General features: G+C 27.5%; 20 protein-coding genes and 1 tRNA gene. 19 read left to right on the plus strand and 2 right to left on the minus strand.

Going from position 1 to position 21604, the window contains the following annotated elements; translation table 11 throughout:
- Positions 1-62: 62 nt before the first annotated feature.
- The 5 genes from IR151_RS01120 to IR151_RS01140 all read left to right on the plus strand — a co-directional run bounded on the left by IR151_RS01120 (position 63) and on the right by IR151_RS01140 (position 3433).
- Positions 63-434: a NusG domain II-containing protein gene (locus IR151_RS01120; RefSeq protein WP_227432553.1), complete on the plus strand. Its 372-nt coding sequence runs from the start codon at positions 63-65 to the stop codon at positions 432-434.
- A gap of 40 nt (positions 435-474) precedes the next feature.
- Positions 475-1149, plus strand: coding sequence for a uracil-DNA glycosylase (locus IR151_RS01125; protein WP_227432554.1), 675 nt, complete (start codon positions 475-477; stop codon positions 1147-1149).
- A gap of 241 nt (positions 1150-1390) precedes the next feature.
- Positions 1391-2230 carry a G5 domain-containing protein gene (locus IR151_RS01130; protein WP_227432555.1) on the plus strand — a complete coding sequence of 280 codons (840 nt, stop codon included), beginning with the start codon at positions 1391-1393 and terminating at the stop codon, positions 2228-2230.
- A gap of 245 nt (positions 2231-2475) precedes the next feature.
- Positions 2476-2572 (plus strand) — tRNA-Sec (locus tag IR151_RS01135).
- Between the two features lie 156 nt (positions 2573-2728).
- Entirely contained in the window at positions 2729-3433 is a 705-nt protein-coding gene (locus IR151_RS01140) for a ThiF family adenylyltransferase (RefSeq protein ID WP_227432556.1), read from the plus strand.
- A gap of 128 nt (positions 3434-3561) precedes the next feature.
- On the opposite strand, the gene IR151_RS01145 is transcribed toward IR151_RS01140, so the two are convergent.
- On the minus strand, positions 3562-4398 hold the full coding sequence (locus IR151_RS01145) for a ComEC/Rec2 family competence protein (RefSeq protein WP_227432557.1): 837 nt from the start codon (positions 4396-4398) through the stop codon (positions 3562-3564).
- A 186-nt stretch (positions 4399-4584) separates the two neighbouring features.
- Here IR151_RS01145 and IR151_RS01150 point away from each other — a divergent pair, with 186 nt between their 5' ends.
- The 4 genes from IR151_RS01150 to holA all read left to right on the plus strand — a co-directional run bounded on the left by IR151_RS01150 (position 4585) and on the right by holA (position 9099).
- Complete coding sequence (locus IR151_RS01150) at positions 4585-5490, plus strand: DUF2156 domain-containing protein (RefSeq protein WP_227432558.1); 906 nt, start codon at positions 4585-4587, stop codon at positions 5488-5490.
- An 8-nt stretch (positions 5491-5498) separates the two neighbouring features.
- Positions 5499-6683: a GNAT family N-acetyltransferase gene (eis, locus tag IR151_RS01155; RefSeq protein WP_227432559.1), complete on the plus strand. Its 1185-nt coding sequence runs from the start codon at positions 5499-5501 to the stop codon at positions 6681-6683.
- A gap of 129 nt (positions 6684-6812) precedes the next feature.
- The gene (locus IR151_RS01160) at positions 6813-8093 is read left to right on the plus strand and encodes a ComEC/Rec2 family competence protein (RefSeq protein ID WP_227432560.1); all 1281 of its coding nucleotides are present in this window, start codon (positions 6813-6815) and stop codon (positions 8091-8093) included.
- Entirely contained in the window at positions 8056-9099 is a 1044-nt protein-coding gene (gene holA / locus IR151_RS01165) for a DNA polymerase III subunit delta (protein ID WP_227432561.1), read from the plus strand. The genes IR151_RS01160 and holA overlap by 38 nt, the downstream gene beginning before the upstream one ends.
- 190 nt (positions 9100-9289) lie before the next feature.
- Here the strand turns inward: holA and rpsT are convergent, their stop codons facing one another.
- A complete protein-coding gene (gene rpsT / locus IR151_RS01170; protein WP_227432754.1) occupies positions 9290-9556 on the minus strand; it encodes a 30S ribosomal protein S20 in 267 nt (88 codons plus the stop codon).
- Positions 9557-10097: 541 nt separating this feature from the next.
- On the opposite strand from rpsT, the gene IR151_RS01175 reads away from it, so the two are divergent.
- The 10 genes from IR151_RS01175 (at position 10098) to hrcA (ending at position 21602) form a co-directional block, all read left to right on the plus strand.
- Positions 10098-10619: a helix-turn-helix domain-containing protein gene (locus IR151_RS01175; protein ID WP_227432562.1), complete on the plus strand. Its 522-nt coding sequence runs from the start codon at positions 10098-10100 to the stop codon at positions 10617-10619.
- 33 nt (positions 10620-10652) lie between these two features.
- Positions 10653-11438, plus strand: coding sequence for an alpha/beta fold hydrolase (locus tag IR151_RS01180; RefSeq protein ID WP_227432563.1), 786 nt, complete (start codon positions 10653-10655; stop codon positions 11436-11438).
- A gap of 302 nt (positions 11439-11740) precedes the next feature.
- On the plus strand, positions 11741-12691 hold the full coding sequence (gene gpr / locus IR151_RS01185; RefSeq protein WP_227432564.1) for a GPR endopeptidase: 951 nt from the start codon (positions 11741-11743) through the stop codon (positions 12689-12691).
- A gap of 17 nt (positions 12692-12708) precedes the next feature.
- Positions 12709-13716: a stage II sporulation protein P gene (spoIIP, locus tag IR151_RS01190; RefSeq protein ID WP_227432565.1), complete on the plus strand. Its 1008-nt coding sequence runs from the start codon at positions 12709-12711 to the stop codon at positions 13714-13716.
- A gap of 29 nt (positions 13717-13745) precedes the next feature.
- Entirely contained in the window at positions 13746-13994 is a 249-nt protein-coding gene (locus tag IR151_RS01195; protein WP_227432566.1) for a hypothetical protein, read from the plus strand.
- Positions 13995-14276: 282 nt separating this feature from the next.
- Positions 14277-16082: a translation elongation factor 4 gene (lepA, locus tag IR151_RS01200; protein ID WP_227482848.1), complete on the plus strand. Its 1806-nt coding sequence runs from the start codon at positions 14277-14279 to the stop codon at positions 16080-16082.
- A gap of 161 nt (positions 16083-16243) precedes the next feature.
- Entirely contained in the window at positions 16244-17581 is a 1338-nt protein-coding gene (locus IR151_RS01205) for a CCA tRNA nucleotidyltransferase (protein ID WP_227432568.1), read from the plus strand.
- Between the two features lie 236 nt (positions 17582-17817).
- Positions 17818-19131: an APC family permease gene (locus IR151_RS01210; RefSeq protein ID WP_227432569.1), complete on the plus strand. Its 1314-nt coding sequence runs from the start codon at positions 17818-17820 to the stop codon at positions 19129-19131.
- 173 nt (positions 19132-19304) lie between these two features.
- Complete coding sequence (hemW, locus tag IR151_RS01215) at positions 19305-20480, plus strand: radical SAM family heme chaperone HemW (protein WP_227432570.1); 1176 nt, start codon at positions 19305-19307, stop codon at positions 20478-20480.
- Positions 20481-20582: 102 nt separating this feature from the next.
- Entirely contained in the window at positions 20583-21602 is a 1020-nt protein-coding gene (hrcA, locus tag IR151_RS01220; protein WP_227432571.1) for a heat-inducible transcriptional repressor HrcA, read from the plus strand.
- Positions 21603-21604 lie beyond the last annotated feature (2 nt).

The raw sequence follows: 21604 nt of genomic DNA on the forward strand, positions 1-21604 counted from the left end.
TATTCCTCCTATGAAATTGTGTTATTATCTTATTATAGCATAATTTCATAGGAGGACAAAAAATGAAGAAAAAAGACATTCTTCTTATTTTAGGTGTTTTGATTGTTATCACAGCATGTTATGGAATAATAAATGTTATAAATTCTAAAAATGCTGGAAGTATTGAAATTTATGTAGATAATAAATTGTATAAGACTGTTTCAATAAATGCCAAAGAAGAATTTAAAATAGAAAATAGAGGAGGGTACAATATAGTTAAAATTCATGACAAAGGTGTGGAGATAATAGATGCTTCATGTCCTGATAAGGTGTGTGTACATACAGGTTTTATAAACAAACCAAGTCAAAGTATAGTTTGTATACCTAACAGAGTGAGCATAAAAATAAATACTAATGAAAAAAATGACAATCAAGAGGACATAATTTCTAAATAAAACAATAAATAAAAATAGCTGAAAGGAATTGGTGATAACTATGGTTAATTTAGGAAACGATTGGAATGAATTATTAAAGGAAGAATTTGAAAAAGAATATTATTTAAATTTAAGAAAATTCCTTATAGATGAATATAAGACACGTCAAATTTTTCCTAATATGCATAACATATATGAAGCTTTAAAACACACTTCATATAAAGATACAAAAGTTTTAATACTAGGACAAGACCCCTATCATGGAGATAATCAAGCTCATGGTTTAGCTTTTTCAGTTCAACCACAAGTAAAAACTCCACCATCTCTATTAAATATGTACAAAGAGTTGAAAGAAGATTTAGGATGCTTTATACCTAATAATGGATACTTAATGCCTTGGGCAGACCAAGGTGTGTTACTTTTAAATACAGCACTTACTGTTAGAGCACATGAAGCCAATTCTCATAAAAATAAAGGGTGGGAAATTTTCACAGATAGAGTGATTTCTATTTTAAGTGACCGTGAAGACCCAGTAATTTTTGTACTGTGGGGAAGTAATGCGCGTAAAAAAGTAGAATTGATTGATACAAGTAAGCATTATATTTTGGAAGCACCTCATCCAAGTCCATTATCAGCAAGTAAAGGTTTTTTTGGATGTAAGCACTTCTCTAAGATAAATGAAATTCTCGAAAAGCTAGGAAAAGAACCTATCAATTGGCAGATAGAAAATATATAAAGATAAAAGGTAACAAAATGATAACAAAACAACAATAAACAATGACATTGTTGTAACTAATAGAAATATGCTTCAATAGTTGAAAATACTATGTATGCATATTTCTATTTTTTTGTCAAGTTGACAACTCTTGAAAAAATAGTTACAATTTAGTTACACAAAAAACAAAAAAGAAATTTACGAAGCAGAATATTACGAAGCAAAATATATAGTGTAAAAAATTTGAGGGAGGAAATTTTATATGAATTTAAAGAAATTGAGTAATGTTAAAGTCTCGGCAATGGCGGTTGTTTTATCAGTTGGAATTTTATCTGGATACTCTGCACTTAATAAACAAGTAACATTAGTAGTAAAAGGAGAAGAAAGAACTGTATCTACATTTAGTTCTAATGTAGGAGACCTTTTGGAAGCCCAAAACATTAGCTATGATGGAAATGATATAGTTAGTTTGGATGTAAATTCAAAGTTATCTAATGGAGATAAAATAGAAGTAATTGATGTTAAGGAAAAAACAGTTGTAGAGACTAAAGACATTCCGTTTGAAGTTACAGTTGTTGAAGATAACTCTTTGTCAAAAGGAGATTCTAAAGTTAAAGAAGAAGGAAAATCTGGTAAAAGTGAATTAGTATATAAAGAAACTTATCACAATGGCAAGAAAGTAGAAAAGGAATTTGTGAAAAAAGTTGTTACATCTGAGCCAGTTAATAAAGTTGTAAATAAAGGAACAAAAGTAGAAATGCAAGTAGCTTCATCAAGGGGAGAAAGTTCAAGAAGGATGGCTTCATCTTCTTCAAGTAGTAGCAGTAGTAACAATGGTAGAAGTATGAGAGTTGTAGCAACTGCATATTCTGGTCATAGTATAACTGCAACAGGAACAAAGCCTAAGTGGGGAACAATAGCTGTAGACCCTAAGGTTATACCATATGGAACGAAAGTATATATACCTCAATTTGATATGGTATTTACTGCTGAAGACTGTGGTGGTGCGATAAAAGGAAATAAAATTGATATATTTATGAATGATTCAAAGACAGTTTACAATTGGGGAAGAAAAACTATAGATATACGTATATTAAAATAATTAAATAATTTATATTTATACTGGAAATTGTATTTTGATTAAATAGAGGAAAAATTCTTTATAGATAATTAAAATATGGTTTCCAGTTTTTAAGTTTATAAATATAATAAGAAGATATATAAATATTAATTGCTATAGATAAAAACTATTTAAAATATGATTTGCTATCAAATTAATCTATAAAAATTGTTGCAAAGAGTCAAAATATATGATATTATAGATTTCGTTGAGAAACGTTTCGTTATGGGAGTGGATGGGTGCCGGTGTGCCCTCTAGTCTTCAAAACTAGTATGAGGGGTTAAGAGCCTCTTAGGTGGGTTCGATTCCCACGCATTCCCGCCAGTATAAAAGGTATCTTTTAATATTAAAAGATACCTTTTTAAATTTAAAAATTATTTTGAGATAATTTAGTTTTAGTAATATATAATATCTAGTATTATATAATGTAAATTTTCTAATACTAATATTAGGTATATAAAAGTCTAGGAGAGTGGAAAAATGGAAAATAACTTTACAACGAGAACTAGTTTTCTAGTTGGAGATGATGGTATAGAAAAACTTAAAAATTCAAATGTAATAGTATTTGGAGTTGGAGGAGTAGGTAGTTTTACTGTTGAAGCTTTAGCAAGAGCTGGAGTGGGTAATCTCACTATTGTTGATTTTGATGATGTAGATATAACAAATATAAATAGACAAATACCAGCATTACATTCAACTGTGGGAAAATATAAAGTCGATGTTATGGAAGAAAGAATTTTAGATATAAATCCTAATATTAATATAAAAAAAATAAGAAATCTTTATAATAAAGATACTAGTAGTGAAATACTAACAGAAAGATATGATTATGTTGTGGATGCAATAGATATGGTAAGCTCGAAGATACATTTAATTGAAACATGTGAAAAAAGAGGTTTAAAAATAATAAGTTCTATGGGTATGGGAAATAAATTGGACCCAACTAAAATAGTTGTTACTGATATACACAAAACAAGTACTTGTCCTTTAGCTAAAGTCATGAGAAAAGAGCTTAGAGATAGAGGAATTAAAAAATTAAAGGTGGTATATTCAACTGAACAACCAATAGAACTTAAAAAGAAAGTCATGAATGGTAAAAAGGTAACACCAGGTAGTGTATCATTTGTGCCATCTGTTGGAGGTCTAGTAATTGCATCTGTAATAGTTAATGAATTATTAGGGTAATAATGCTAAATATTTTATCTATAAATTTTATGGACATATTTTAAAGGCTAAAAGCATCAATATAAAACCATTTTATGTTGATACTTTTAGCCTAGTTCTGTTATGTAGTTACAGTTTTATTTCTTATGTTAAGTGTCTATTTTATATTTGTGTTTTGTAAATATCATTTTACCATCACTATAAAAAACAATATCACCTATTTTATCTGTCCTATAAATTGATATATTGTTTTGTTTTAAATTATTGATAACTTCCTTATGAGGATGTCCATATTGATTTTTATATCCACACGATATTGCGGCTATATCTGGATGAATTTTTTCAATAAATTCTAAAGTAGTTGATGAATTGCTTCCATGATGACCGATTTTTATAAAATTGATGTTATCTAATTTAAAATAATGTAAAATTTCTTTTTCAATTGCTTCTTCAGCATCGCCCATAAATAAAAATGAGGTGTCATTAAAATTTAATTTAAAAACTATTGAGTTTAAATTAGGTTCTTCCTGTATATATGAAGGACTTAATACATATATATTTATATTGTTATCGATATTTAAAACATCATCTCTGTATAGATACTGTATAGATAGGTTTTTATCATTACAAGAACTTATTAGATTTTGATAAGCTTCACTTTCTGTTGATTGTTCAGGCATATAGATGGAGTTTACATTAAATTTTTTTATGACATTATCAAGACTTCCTATATGGTCTGAATCTGGATGCGTAGCTATTATTATATCAATGGTTTTTATTCTTTTTTGTTTCAAGTAACTAGTAACTATATTTCCACTATCTTCATCACCTCCATCAATTAATATATTTTTCTTTGTAGGTGTTTGAACTAAAAGACTATCACCTTGTCCAACATCTATCATATGTATAGATAGTAGAGATTTTTTGTCACAAGCACTTAAAAGTGATATTATAATAAGTATTAATAAAAAAATTTTATTTCTCAATAAAAAATCACTCCAGTCATTACATGTTTATATAATTTTATGATGGGTAATATAAGATATATGGGAACTATCCTATTTTATATTTTAGACAATATAAGTGAAATTAATACCATAACTAAATTGGAGTTTTTATAGATACAAAATAAAATTTTAAAAAATTAAGCAATAAAAAGGTAGGAGGATTTTATGTTTTTCAAAGATATTGAACTAAATTCAAAAAAGGAGCTAGACCCTTATTTTGATTTAGTAGATTATGAAGCTTGTGAGTACTGTTTTAGTACTTTATATATGTGGCAACATGTTTATAAGACAGGATACTATATAGGTGAAGATTTTGCTGTTTTAGTTGGTGAATATGAAGGAGATAGTTTCTCAATATTACCACTTGCTAAAAAAGACAAACTTCCAGAAGTTGTAGATTTTGTACTTGAGTATTTTTCACATAACAACAAAAAAATATACTTAAGAGGTATTACTACTGAAGTGGTAGAATTTTTAAAAGAAAAATACCCAAATAGATTTGAGTATATAGAAGAAAGAGATTTATTTGATTATATCTATGATGCAGAAAGTTTAAGAACGCTAGCAGGTAAAAAGAATCAAAAGAAGAGAAATCATATAAATTATTTCTTAAAAGAATATGCAGGTAGATATGAAGCAAGATTATTAGATAAAGAAAACTTCAATGAATGTTTAGTATTAATGAAAGAATGGGAAAGTAACAAAGAAGAAAATAACGAATTTGATGAAAGTATGGATGATGAATTAGTTGGTATCAAAAAGATATTTAACAATTATGATATTTTAAAAGATAAAGTAAAAGTATTTGGTGTATATGTGGATGGAAAATTAGAAGCATTTAGTATCGGAGAGCTTTTAAATAAAAACATGGCATTAATTCATATAGAAAAAGCAAATCCAGATATAAGAGGTTTATATCCATTTATAAACCAACAATTTTTAGTAAGTGAATTTAAAGATGTTGAGTTTGTAAATAGAGAAGAAGACTTAGGTATTGAAGGTCTGAGAAAAGCTAAACTTTCTTACCACCCTTGTAGATTTGTTGAAAAGTACAGTGTTAGGGAGGCTTAATAAACTATATGGAGATTAGGTATGCTAAAGAAGAAGAAATAGAAAGTATAAAAGAAATATGGAGTTATTGCTTTAATGATAGTGAAAGTTTTATGAAATACTATTTTAATGATAAATATAAATATGAAAATACTGTAATAGCTTTAGATGAAGGAAAAATTGTTTCCTCTCTTCAGCTAAACCAGTATAAATTAAGTTTAAATAGTAAGGTATACAATACATCGTATGTAGTAGGGGTTTCCACACTTCCTGAGGGGAGAGGAACTGGCTATATGAGTAAAGTTATTAAATTTACTTTAAATGAGTTGTATAAGAAAGGACAACTAGTATCTATATTAATGCCAATTGATTATAGACTTTATAGAAGGTTTGGATATGAGCACTGTTATGACCAAATTGAATATACTATCAAAACAGATGATTTAAAAACTTTCAAGGCAAATGGAAAAATGATAAAAGCTAATTTATCACAAATTGATGATTTAATTAAAATAGATAAAGTATTTTTAAATGAGGTTAATGGTAATGTGTTAAAAGATGAACATTATTATGAAAACTTATTTAAAGAAATCCAAAGTGAAGATGGACATTTATATATCCATGAAGATAGTGAAAAAGATGGATATGTAATTTATTTTCTTCAAGGAGATAAAATGTTTGTCAGAGAGCTATTTTATAAAAATATAGATGCCCTTAAATCAATGCTTAAATTTATATATAATCACAATACTCAATGTAAGATAGTTACTATAGCTACTCCTATGATAGATAAGATAAGGTTTATATTAGACAATCCTAAAGACTGTGAGATAAAAATAAAACCTTTTATGATGGGAAGAGTTATAAATGTAAAGCAATTTATTGAAGATATAGATATTGATAAGGATATTAATGGCTCTATAAAATTATATATAGAAGATAAATATATAGAAGAGAATAATGGACTATTCAAAATATCTATACAAAATAAAAAAGTAATGTTAGAAAAATTAAATAAAGAATATACAGATGAGCTTCAAGAGTGTTTTGATATTAAATTAGATATAAATGCTTTAACACAATTGGCATTTTCTTATATAGACATTGAAGAAGCACTTTTATTAAATAATATAAAGGGTATTTCAAAAAAAACAATAGAAATACTTAATTGCATTTTTTCTAAAAAAGATAATTATATAAATGAATATATATAGAAATGAAAATACGTCAAAAGATTTTAATAAATCTTTTGACGTATTCTTTTGTTTATAGAATAATTTCTTTTGTTTAAAAAATATTTATTTGAAAATAATCTAAATAATATGTTTTATAGAGGAGTGATTATGATTCAAATAAGAAGACCTTTACTAATTATATTAATATTTGTGATAGCTGTATCTTTTATTATCACAAATAAGAAGAAAGAGGATGAAAAATTTAATGATAAGATAATAACTATACAAGGAACAGTTAAAGGAAGACTTGAAAAGCCTAGATATAATCAGTATAAAGTAGGAGCTTTCTTAATAAATGATTACACAAGAACTAAAAATTTGAAAATTGGTCAGAAAGTTAATATTACAGGCAAATTTAAAAGTTTAGCTAAAATGAAATATGAAGATTTTGATTATGGAAGGTATATAAAAAGCACTGGATATAAAGGTATAATATATATAAATAGCTATAAAATTATTGGTAAGAATAAAATATATGACTTAATAGGTAAAGTAAAGTTTTACATAAATAAAACGTATAGATATTTATATAAGAAAAATTCGGATTTTATAAATTCTATATTGTTAGCAGAAGTTGAAAATCTGACAGATGAGCAAAAAGAAATGTTCACCAGAACAGGAACTAGCCATGTAATATCTATATCTGGTCTTCATACAGGCATACTATGTGTTGTAATTGCTTTTTTATTAAGAGGTATAAATAAATTGTATAAATTATTAATATTGTCGATTTTTATATCTTTATATTGTATAATGGTAGGTGCGTCTCCATCTATAATTAGGTCTATAACATTTGTTATGGTTTTCTATTTATCAGTCTTTATTAATAGAAAAAAGGATGGAATATCAACACTGTCTCTAATAGGGATAGTTTTAATTATAAATAACCCCTATGTTATATATAATGTAAGTTTTCAATTATCTTTTTTAGCTACATTCTCTATACTAATATTTTACAATAAAATAAATAGTATTATAAAATTAAGTATGGTATCATTGACAATATCGTCAAATATATTAACCTTGCCTATAATATATTATACATTTAAAGGTATACCATTGGTTTCAATCATAGGAAATTTAATCATAGTACCATTTATAGGTATAATAATGTATTTGAGTATTGCAAGTTTAATAATATTTAAAATAAGTGTAGTAATAGCTAAAATAATAGCTTTATTTAACAGTACATTGATAGAAATCATATTTTTTTTACTAGAGAAACTCAGCAATTTAAATTTTACATATATTGATATAGATAACCCTAAACTTTATATTGTAGTGATTTATTACATAGGAGTATTTTTTTACATATTTTACATAGAAGGAAAAGAGATAAAGGAGCAAGAAAATGGATTACAAGGATATTATAAGGAATATAAAAGATAAAAAACTTGAGAAAATGTATCTTTTTTATGGCAGAGAGTATTATTTAATAGAAAATGCAATAAAAGTCTTTAAAGAGAATTTAAACGAAGGAATGCTCGATTTTAACTTAGATATAATAGATGGAAAGGAAATAGTCTTAAATCAGCTTATAAGCTCTATAGAGACACTTCCTTTTATGGATGATAGAAAAATAGTAATAGTAAAAGACTTTGAGTTACTAAAAGGAAAGAAAAAGAATTTTACAGATAGTGACGAAAAATACTTGATAGAGCATTTAGATAATACTCCAGACACTACTACCATAGTTTTTGTTGTATACGGAGATATTGACAAAAGAAAATCTTTAGTTAAAAAGATAAGTAATAATGGAATTGTTTTTAACTGTGACAAGCTTTCTGATATGGACTTATTTAAGTGGATAAAAAAATCTTTTGCTCTAAATGAAGTTATAATAGAAAACTCTCAGATAATGTATTTTATTGAACAAGAAGGATATAGAGATAAAAGTAGTGAAAAGACTTTATCAGACTTAGAAAACGAGATAAATAAAATTAGTTCATTTGTTGGAAAGGGAAATAGTGTAACTAATGATATAATAGATAAATTATCTCCTAAAAAGGTTGAAAATGATATATTTAAGTTAATTGATTATATTGGAGAGCAAAGTGCTTCTAATGCAATGAAAATATTGAATGATATGATACAGGAGGGCGAATCTGTTTTAGGTATATTTTCTATGATAGCTAGACAGTTTAAAATAGTTATGCAAGTAAGACAATTACAATTAGAGGGATACTCAGCAAAACTTATAGCAGATAAATTAAAAATTCATCAATTTGTAATAGGAAAAGCATTAAAGCAGGCTAAGAACTTTTCTGATGATATAATCATAGAAATTTTAAACTATATATTAGAAAGTGATTATAAAATAAAAACAGGTCTTATAAGGGATACCTTAGCAGTAGAAATGTTGGTTAGTAGATACTGTAAAAGACAAGCAGTGTAAAAAAAATTATACATTAATAAAAAATAAATAGCAAGATATGTTATAGTTCAAAGTACAAGTAGGCTAGATTGAGTCTAAGAGTATATAATCTACTATAATATGTCTAACTATTTATTTTTTATTGTATAAATTTCCAAAATAAAAAACCCCTACATAGGGGTTATTATATATAAGAAATATAAACTGGTAATTAAGCGTTCATACCGTTTAACTTTTGAGCTAATTTAGCTACTTTTCTAGCTGCAGCATTCTTATGTATAGTTCCTTTAGAAGCTACTTGGTATATTCTTTTTTGAGCGTATTGGAACTTAACAACAGCATCCTCTCTGTTTCCAGCTGCAACAGCATCTTCGAATCTTCTTATTGCAGTTTTTATTTGAGATTTTCTAACTCTATTTAAAGCAGTTTTCTTTTCGATAACACTTATTCTTTTCTTAGCTGATTTTATATTTGCCACCGTGTTCACCTCCCTGTATTTTTTTCTCATATTCATCGTCAACATATTAGATTTTAACAGAAATAAATCTAAAAATCAAGGATTATTATTTATATATTTTAATAATGTTTTTTGTTTTGATTTTTTAGACTATAAATTATGTATAAATAATTTGAAATATTTTGTTTTTATGTTGATATATTTTGTTCTTTAAATATTTTAATAGATACAATTTAATATTTTATTTTTGTAACATATATCTTGAAATAATACAAATTATTAACATACATTTTGATAGTATTTCCAATAATTATAAGATAATACAAGAAATTACTCATTTTTATGGACTTAGTAATAAATTTTATAAAAATATGAATTTATATGGTTAATATGAAAGTATTTCTATTAATTAAAGGTAATTTTTTTATTGTCGCAGATAAGCAGAACTATACTATCGCTATTTTTATTACTGTTGACTGTTTAATAGTTTTATATCATACTCTTGTATAGTCTAAAAAATTAGACTATAATAATTTTATGGATTAAAGAAAGGATTGATAAAGTGGATACAACAAAACTAATTTTAAATCCAGCTAGACTCCGAATTTTACAGTATATCAGAATTCATGGTAGTGTTCGTACATCTGATATTGTGAAGTATCTAAGTGATATTCCTCGTGCAACAGTTTACCACCATGTTAAAATTTTGGAAGATAACAATATGATTGAAGTAGTTAAAGAAAATCGTGTACGTGGTACAATTGAAAAAATTTATTCATTAAAGGAATATGCTTTGGATATGGAAGTAGATGCATCTGTTTCACTCTCTACAGCATTTCATATGGGTTTGATGCAAGAAATGAATGAATATTTTAGTTTGAAAAATCAAGACAATAAGAAAGACAATGTATTTTTCACTTCAGCATTGTTATATATAACTGATAGAGAATATGAAAATCTTCTTCAAAGTATAGTTGATTTATTGAAGCCATACATAGACCAAGAACCCAAATCAGATTTAAAACTCCGAAAACTCTCAATTATATCTTCTCCACCTGCAAAAAATGATGAGAAGAAGAAATAACAAACATTTTGTTTTTATAAGGAGGTATTATATATGAACTTTCATGAATTTGGGAATAAAAACAATCCACATATCATGCTGATTCATGGAGGTGGGAATGCATGGTGGAATTATTTACGACAAGCACGAGTATTGTCTGAATACTATCATGTAATACTTCCTACACTGGATGGTCATGGAGAAGAATACAAGACTGCATATATTTCTACAGAGGATACAGCAGATAAATTGATGAAATATATAGATGAAGAGTGTGGTGGTCATCTTTTTTCTCTGTGTGGAGTATCTCTTGGTGGACAGATTGTTATAGAGATTTTATCTCGAAAACCCGATATTACTGAAAAGGCAATTATTGATGGCAGTATTTGCTATCCTAGACCCAATATGGCACGAGCTTGTATGATGTCGATTCGATTTTTTAGAGGGCTTTTATTTAGTGAAAAAGCTTGTAGATTTCAAATTGCTATGATGTCAAAATTATTTCCAAAAAACATGCAATATCCAGATGAAATTAAGAACTATTATATGAAAGATATGCCACATGTCAGAAAAGAAACACTCTATGCTATGTATCGTACTTATATGATGAAGTACACACTTAAGGAGAGTTTAAGAGAAACTACAGCACAAGTGATGTATTGGTATGGTGAAAAGGAAATGAAATGTGTAAAAAACTCTGCAAAGATGTTTCAGTCTTATGTACCTTCTTGTAAAATTTATGAAGCTAAGGGATATAATCATGGTTATCTAGCTATTTATTTGCCAAATGAGTGGTTGGAGATTACTGAACCATTTTTTCAACAGAATGAAATGATATAGAAATTATAAAGTTATTTTGATAAAAAGAAATGTATAATGAATGAAAATTTGACAGGAATTTGATAATATGAAATTGATAAATAGATTAAAAGGTAGCGCCTATATAAATAGTTGCTACCTTTTTATATTTGTAAATAGATGATAGTTAAGGAAGTTTACTGACTATTTACTGACCAAACTCAATTTTCTTACATTGAAAGCCTTAATTTTACTTGTTTTAAATAAATTTATAGTTTTTTGTTATAAAATACTAAATTTTGTTAACAATTATAATTAGCATTTAATTTATACTGGAGGTTTATATGATTAATGTAAGAACAGATTTGGCTTTAGAAGCTAGTGAAATGTGTGAAAAATCTCAAGAAGGAAGTAGTATTCCTGGGGTGGAAATAGAAACTAAAGAATTAGAAAATTGTGTTGTAACAAAAGTTGAAGTAATAGATGAACAAGGTTCAGAGATAATGAACAAAGATATAGGAAAGTATATAACCCTAGAAAGTAATCTTATGAAGTTTGATGATGATGAGTCAAGAGAAGAGATGATAAATTATCTAAAAGATGAATTAGTAGATGTATTTGGACAAGACAAAAATAAAAAGACACTAGTAATTGGTCTTGGAAATAGAAATATTACTTCTGATGCATTGGGTCCCAAAAGTGTATCTAAAACACTAGTAACTAGACATCTCTTTAAAAATTACAACAAGGATTATGATGATGATTTTACTGAGGTATCAGCTCTAAGTCCAGGGGTTATGGGTGTTACTGGGATAGAAACTAGTGAAGTAGTGAAGTCACTAGTTGAGAAAGTTAAGCCAGATAGAGTAGTAGCAATAGATGCACTAGCATCAAGAAAAATGGAAAGAGTAAACTCTACTATACAAATATCAACAGCAGGAATATCACCTGGTGGAGGTGTTGGTAATACAAGAAAATCTCTCACTAAAGAAACCTTAGGAGTGGATGTTATTGCAATAGGAGTTCCAACTGTGGTTGACGCAGCAACTCTTACTATAGATGTTTTGGATATGGCAATAGATAATTTAATATCTCAATCAGAAGAAACAGAAAGTTTTTATAATATGTTGAAAAAACTTAAAGAGGAAGAAAAATATCATCTAATAAAAGATTCATTAGATCCATATGATAAGAACTTAATCGTAACACCAAAAGATATAGATGATACAATTGAAAATCTATCTATAATAATAAGTGAAGGTCTGAATAGGTCTTTACATCCAGGTAGATTGTAAAATAAGGAGGAGCAAATATGTTTAAAAAATGCATTAAAGTAGTAACCTTGACTTTTATATTAGCATGCATTTTACCAGGAAAATCATTGGCTTTAAATCAAGATGACTTTTTAAAGTTTTTAGTAAATTCATCTTATCCAGAAGCTAAAGTCGAAGGAAATAATACAGAAAATAAAAAGAGTGATAAAAATAAAGAAGCAAGTAAAGAAAGTAAAGATGAAAATAAAAAATCTGAGGATGTAAGTAAATCCGACAATAAGAAAGAAAGCGAAAAAGAATATATAAAACTTTATGTTGGTAAAGAAAATGTTCCAGATATTGAGTCAAAAAACTCAGATACAACTGAAACTAGTACTGCATCTAGTGCAGAGTATAAAGATGACTTAAGAGTGACTAAAGAAAATCCAAGAATTTTGATATATCATACTCATGGGTGTGAAACTTATTCAAACTCACCTGATGGAAATTATCATTCAAGAGATAAGAAAAATTCAGTAATGGAAGTAGGAAATGCATTAACTAGTGCTTTAGACAGTAAGGGATGGGGTGTAGTCCATACTACTAAATACCATGACTATCCATCTTATAATAACTCTTATGCAAGTAGTTTAAAAACAATAAAAAGTATACTCCCTAAATATAATACAGTGGACATAGCAATAGATTTACATAGGGATGCTAGGGATTTAACTAATCCAGCCACTAAAGAAAAAGACCATTTGAAATATACAACTATGATAAATGGAGAGAGAGTATCTAAATTCTTCTTTGTTGTAGGAGGAAAAAATGAAAATAAAGCACAACTTAGAGCTTTAGCAGATGATATAACTGCTTTTGCTGAAAAGAAATATCCAGGCTTGGTGTCTCCAATAGTAGAAAAAGACTATGCTAGATTTAATCAATTTGCAGTTAAAAATCACATGTTAATAGAAATTGGAAATAATGCAACGAGTATAGAAGAATCTAAGGCTACTACAAAGTATCTTGCTGAAATTTTAGATGAATATTTTAAACAAAAAAATTAGATTGTTTAGTGTAATTAGGAGCATGTTGAATGAGCCGATTAGAAAGAAATATAGAAGGTAAAAGTAAACAAAGAAAATATAAGTATATTATGAGAATTATATTTTTAGTTATTATGATTATAGGTACATCCATTTGTGTATTTATAGTTGATAGTAATGCTAAAAGTATGTTGGGAATAAAACAACATAATTATTTCTCAAGTATTAAATTTGATATTACAAAGTTTGATATACCAGATTTTGATATACACAAAATCGTTGAAAAATTTAATAAGTAGGAAATAAGTGAATAAGGTTTATTGATTAAAATAAGCCTTATTTTAGTTATGTATTTTTAATTGTATAAAATAAAAACACATTAACTATATTTTATAGGATTTACTTTAAGTTTATGATATTATATAATATTTAGTGTTAGACTTGATAATCCACATATAATGTGGATAATTTTGTTTAATGCCAATTAGTTTATATTCAAAAATTTAAAATTTGATATATAAAAAGTTTTTATATAATATAAAATGATAACTATAAGAATAATCAAGAGGAGGGAATTTAAGGTGGACAATAAACAAAGTAGAACTAGAAATTTTAGTATAATTGCACATATAGACCATGGAAAGTCTACCTTAGCTGATAGATTAATACAACAAACGGGGCTTGTCAGTGAAAGAGACATGAAGAGTCAATTACTTGATAACATGGATCTTGAAAGAGAAAGAGGAATCACTATAAAGCTTCAAAATATAAGATTAATGTATAAGGCGAAGGATGGAAATGAATATTATTTAAATCTTATAGATACACCAGGACATGTAGACTTCAATTACGAGGTATCAAGAAGTTTAGTAGCATGTGAGGGAGCATTATTGGTAGTCGATGCAGCACAAGGTGTTGAGGCACAGACTTTAGCTAATGTGTATCTTGCAATAGACCAAGATTTAGAAATATTACCAATAATAAATAAAATAGATTTACCAAGTGCAAGACCAGATGAAGTAAAACATGAAATTGAAGATATAATAGGGCTTGATGCAAGTGAAGCACCTCTTATTTCAGCTAAAACAGGTTTAAATATAGAAGATGTTTTAGAAGATATTGTAAAAAATGTACCTGCACCTAAAGGAGATAATGAAGCACCATTAAAGGCGTTAATATTTGACTCTTATTACGATGCTTATAAAGGTGTTGTAGCCTATGTTAGAGTGTTTGAAGGAACTGTTAAAAAAGGTATGACAATAAAAATGATGAATACTAAGAAAAAGTTTGAAGTAACTGAAGTTGGTGTTATGGCTCCAGGGCAAACTGAACTTAGTGAATTATCAGCTGGTGATGTTGGTTATATTGCTGCTAGTATAAAAGACATAAGAAGCTGTCGTGTAGGGGATACAATAACAGATTCAAATAATCCTACAGAAGAACCTTTACCAGGATATAAAAAAGCTACTCCAATGGTATATTGTGGTATATATCCAGGAGAAGGTGAAAAATATGAAAATGTAAGAGATGCTCTTGAAAAATTACAAGTAAATGATGCTGCCCTTGAATATGAGGCTGAAACTTCAGCTGCGCTAGGGTTTGGGTTTAGATGTGGATTTTTAGGTCTTTTACATATGGAAATAATGCAAGAAAGACTTGAGAGAGAATTTAATCTTGATATAATAACTACAGCACCATCTGTTATATACAGAGTTACAAAAACTGATGGAGAAGTTGTAATGATACAAAATCCTGCAAATTTGCCAGAAGTAGCTGAGATAAGAATGATAGAAGAACCTATAGTAAAAGGTGATATAATAGTTCCTAAAGATTATGTAGGTGTTGTTATGGAACTTTGCCAGGAAAGACGTGGAAATATGTTAAACATGGAATATATAGATGAGAGAAGAGTAATGCTTCATTACGACCTTCCTCTTAATGAAGTTGTTTATGATTTCTTTGATGCCTTAAAATCAAGAACTAGAGGATATGGTTCTCTTGATTATGAGATTAAGGGATATGTTGCATCTACTCTTGTAAAACTTGATGTTTTAATTAATAAAGAGCAAGTTGATGCACTTAGTTTTATTGTACATGAAACTCGTGCTTTCCCTAGAGGAAAGGCAATGTGTGAGAAATTAAAAGGAGAAATTCCAAGACATCAATTTGCTATACCTATACAAGCTGCTGTTGGTAATAAGGTTATTGCAAGAGAGACAATAAGTGCTTTAAGAAAAGATGTACTTGCTAAATGTTATGGTGGAGATATATCTCGTAAGAAGAAACTTCTTGAAAAACAAAAAGAAGGTAAGAAGCGTATGAGACAAATTGGCTCTGTTGAAGTTCCTCAAAAAGCATTTATGTCTGTACTTAAGTTGGATGAATAATTTATTAAATTTTTATAAATTTAGATAAATATACTTAAAAGCTAGAGTGATTTTAGAATTATTTCTAAATTAATCTAGTTTTTTTGTGGTATATTTTAATTAAACACATAGAGAATATAAGTAAGAGTATATTAAAGAAAAAATAAAAAAAGGTGATATTTATGACTAATATAGAAATTCCTAAAAAAGTGGATTATATAATTAAAGAATTAGAAAAGAATGGTTATGAGGCATATGTAGTTGGAGGATGTGTGAGGGATTGTTTATTAGAAAAAATTCCAAATGACTGGGATATAACAACTAGTGCAAGACCTGAAAAAGTGGTAGAGATATTTGAAAGGACTATTCCAACTGGTATACAACATGGTACTGTAACAGTCATGATTGAACATGAGCCATTTGAAGTGACAACATATAGAATAGATGGAAGTTATAGTGATGGTAGACATCCAGATTCAATAGAATTTACAAATGATATAGTTAAGGATTTGTCAAGAAGAGATTTTACTGTTAATGCAATTGCATACAATTCAAAGACTGGATTAGTTGACCCATTTAATGGTTGTGAGGATATACAAAATAAGTGTATTCGTTGCGTTGGAAATCCAGTAGATAGATTTGAAGAAGATGCACTTAGAATGCTTAGAGCGATTAGATTTTCTGCACAGCTTAATTTTAAAATAGCTGAAGATACTAAACAAAGTATCTACAGAAACGCAGATTTAATAAAATGTGTGTCTATGGAAAGAATTCAAGTAGAATTCAATAAAATGCTAATATCTGATTCATCTAAGTTAAATTTATTAATTTCAACAGGATTATTAAAATTTATAATTCCTGAAATATGTGACTTAGAAGATGTTATTCAAAATAATCCATATCATATTTATAATGTTGGAAAACATACATTGATAGCTACTGAAGTAATTGAAGATGAATTATATCTAAAGCTTACAATGTTATTTCATGATTTGGGTAAAAAAATTACTAAAACGACAGATAAAAATGGAATTGACCATTTTTATAGTCACAGTAGGGAGTCTGTCAAAATAGCAAAGCAAATTTTGAAGAGACTTAAGTATGATAATTATACTATTAATAAAGTTTTAATATTAATACAATATCATGATTATAGAATAGAACCAAAAAGAAAAATTATTAAAAAGTTATTAAATAAACTTGGAGACGTTGAACTATTTGAAGATTTAATAAAGGTTAATTGGGCTGACACACTTGCTAAAAACCCAAAATATGCAAAACAGAAAATATTAAACCTTATTGAGAGTGAAAAGGAATTTAAACATATAATAAGTCAAAATGAATGCTTTCATATTAAAGACTTAGCTATTAATGGAAACGATTTAATGTCTATAGGTGTTAAACCAGGTAAAGATATAGGGTATCTATTAAATAAGATGCTTGAAATTGTTATTAATAATCCAGAACTAAATGAAAAAGAAATTTTAAAAGGAAAAGTATTAGATATATACACATTTTAAGTTAAAAGATTAAACTTTAATTTAATTAATTTAAGATAGTAAATATAATTTACATTAAAAAAATAGACAGTCTTTAAAGGTTGAAATTATGAAGGTTGGTATTCTATAATTTTAAATGTATAGCAAATTAATATAAAGTTAGTAAGTTAATATAAAAAAAAACTTTGGGAATACTAAAACCATAAATTTATAAAATTAATATTTTATGCACTTATAAAACAGTAAGGAGGGACATCATGCGTACTCAACTACAAAAGACGATTGGTCTTTCAGCAGCTCTTTCTACTGTTGTAGGTATGGTTATAGGTTCAGGAGTTTTTTTTAAGCCACAGGCAATATATACCACAACTAATGGAGCTCCAGGACTAGGTATTATAGCATGGCTTTTAGGTGGATTTATAACAATAACAGCTGGACTTACAGCTACAGAAATATCAGCTGCTATCCCAAAAACTGGTGGTATGATGATTTATATTGAAGAAATATATGGAGAAAAATTAGGATTTTTAACTGGATGGATGCAAACTGTATTATTTTTTCCAGGTACGTCAGCAGCATTAGGGGTAATATTTGCTCAACAAGCATCTGAACTTTTAAATATGAGTCCAAACAATATGTCAGTTGTGCTTCCAATAGCAATTGGAGTAATACTGTTTTTATCATTACTTAATATAATAGGTTCATCATTGGGAGGAAAAGTTCAGACAGTAGCTACTATTGGAAAAATGATACCATTAGCTCTAATAATAATATTTGGATTTATTAAAGGCCAAAGTAGTGAGATATTAAATCCATTTGTAGGTGATGGAGTTAGTGTATCAAGCGCACTTGGACAAGTATTAATAGCAACGTTGTTTGCATATGATGGATGGATAAATGTCGGTGCTATCTCAGGAGAGATGAAATCTCCAGAAAAAGATTTACCAAGAGCAATAGTTGGTGGGCTATCATTAGTTATGGCAATATATATTATAATAAATGTAGCATATCTTTGGGTTGTGCCAGCAAGTGAATTAGCAACTGTTACTTCACCAGCAACATTAGTTGCAAAAAAATTATTTGGAAATTTAGGTGGAAAAGTAATAACTGTGGGTATATTAATATCAGTGTTTGGTACATTAAATGGATATTTATTAACAGGGTCAAGAATACCATATACATTAGCTGAAAAAGGAACTTTGCCTGCTTCTAAGGTTTTATTAAAAGTAAATTCTGGTGGGTCTCCTGTAAATTCAATACTGCTCATAACTGTATTAGCATGTATATATGCTTTATCTGGTCAATTTAATCTTTTGACAGATTTAACTATATTTTCAATATGGGTATTTTACGTATTGACTTTTGTTGGAGTTATAAGGCTTAGAAGAGAACAACCAGATTTACACAGACCGTATAAAGTTCCTTTATATCCAATAATACCAATTATAGCTATATTAGGTGGATTATTTGTAATAATAAATCAAATACTGACTTCAACAGCAGTATCTTTAGGTGGTATATTTATAACCCTACTTGGATTACCAGTTTATTATTATATGAAGAAAAAATAGTCATTTATTTTAAGTTGAAAAATTTGGATAAAAGTAAAAATCTACTTTTATCCAAATTTTTTATGATATTACATAGTGAAGATGCTTTATATGTTATTTGATGAGTTATTTTGTTTGATTTATAATTTAATAACTGATGCTTTAAGATAATTTTAAGAAATGAGGAATATAAAATGTTAGGACTTTATATACATATCCCATTTTGTGTGAAAAAATGTAAGTATTGTGATTTTAATTCTTATAAAATGGACCTAGATTCAAAAAAAAGATATATAGAAGATTTGAAAATAGAAATGGAGTTATACAGTAATAAATTAAATAGAGATGATAAATACAAAAATAAAGAAGATTTCAATATAGACAAAAACGATATAATAACAAGTATATTTATAGGTGGAGGAACACCTAGTATTTTGACATCTGAAGAAATAAGAGAAGTATTTGTAAGTGTAAAAGAAAAATTCAATATAGACAAAAACGCAGAAATAACCATAGAATGCAATCCTGGCACACTGACACTAGAAAAATTAGAAACTATGAAAGAAGTTGGTATCAATAGACTTAGCATAGGGTTACAAGCTGTCCAAGAAAAGCATTTGAACTTTATAGGAAGAATACATAGTTATAAAGAATTTGAGAAAAACTATATGGACGCATTGAGTGTAGGATTTAAAAATATTAACATAGACTTAATGTATAGTCTTCCCAATCAAACACTATGTGATTGGAAGGAAACTCTTGAAAAAGTTACAGATTTAAATCCAGCACATATATCAGCATATTCTCTTATATTAGAAGAAGGTACTGAACTGTATAATATGTATGAAAATAATCAATTTGACCTTATAGATGAAAATATAGATATAGAAATGTATGAGTATACAATAAACTATTTAAAATCAAAAGGATACAATCAATATGAAATATCAAATTACTCACAAGAAGGCTATAATTGTAAACATAATATTTTATATTGGGAATGTGAACACTATATAGGTCTTGGAGCAGGAGCTTCTGGTTATATTGATAATAATAGATATAATAATTTAGAATCTTTAGAGGATTATCATTTAAGTCTGATTAAAGGAGAGAAGCCAATACAAGATAGTGAAAATCTTTCTATAAAAGATATGATAGAAGAAAAGATATTTATGGGCCTTAGAATGAATAAGGGAATAAAATTTAAAGATTTTGAAAAAAATTTTGGAATAGATTTTAGAAAAAAATACAGTAAGCAGATAGAAATGTTACTAGCTAGAGACCTTATAAACCAAAGCTTTGAGGGAATACAATTAACTCAAAAGGGAAGAGAAATATCTAATAGTATATTTATAGAATTTATGGAATGATTTTTAGGGTGTTGACAAAATAAATTTATAATGGTATATAATATATATAATCTTTTTAGCACTCGAACTTAGTGAGTGCTAACAGCTAGGAGGTATAATAATATGGAATTAAATGAAAGAAAATTAAATATCCTCAAAGCTATAGTTAAAGATTATATAGAAACAGCTGAAGCTATAGGTTCTAGAACAATATCTAAAAGGCATGATTTAGGTGTTAGTGCTGCCACCATAAGAAATGAAATGGCTGACCTTGAAGAATTAGGATATTTAATTCAGCCACATACTTCTGCGGGTAGAGTTCCATCTGAAAAAGGCTATAAGTTATATGTAAACTCTCTTATGAGTAAAAGTGAATTAGATGATAATGATAAGATTCTTATTGAACAATGTATGAATCATAACATAAATCATATAAAAGAATTAATTCATGAAACGTCTAAGCTATTATCTCAATTAACTAACTACACAACTGTAGCAGTTACTAAGAGTTTAATAAATCAAAGCGTCATAAAGCATATACAGTTAGTTGCTATGCATGACAATAATATTTTACTTATAGTTGTAACAGATAAAGGGGACTTAAAAAAAGCTAACCTTACAACTAATGTATATTTAGATCAATCTAAGTTAAATTTGATTTCTGATAATCTTACAAAGAAGCTCTTAGGAAAAAGTATAACAGATTTAGATGATAATCTGATTGCTTTTATTAAATATGAAATAAGTGAGTACTCAGGGTTTATAGATGAACTTTTAAATGCCCTAAACTCAAATATGGAAGAAGAAGATTTTTCTCTATCATTAAATGGAGCCACTAATATATTTAGTTATCCAGAATTCAATGATGTGTTAAAAGCAAAGTCATTTTTAAATATGTTAGAAAGAAAGGAAACAATAGCTGACATAATTAAATCAAAGGGAATACAAAAAGAAAATCTAAATATAATAATTGGTAGTGATAATGATTGTAAATTGGCACAGGATTGTAGTATAGTTACAGCAACTTATAATGTAGACAGAGACTTAGTTGGGCGAATAAGCTTCATAGGACCTACAAGAATGGATTACGCTAGAATTTACTCTATAATAAATTATATGAGTTTATTAATTAATAGAAAGTAAAG

It is taken from the genome of Clostridioides sp. ES-S-0006-03 (assembly GCF_020662275.1).
In the GTDB taxonomy this organism is placed as follows: Bacteria; Bacillota; Clostridia; order Peptostreptococcales; family Peptostreptococcaceae; genus Clostridioides.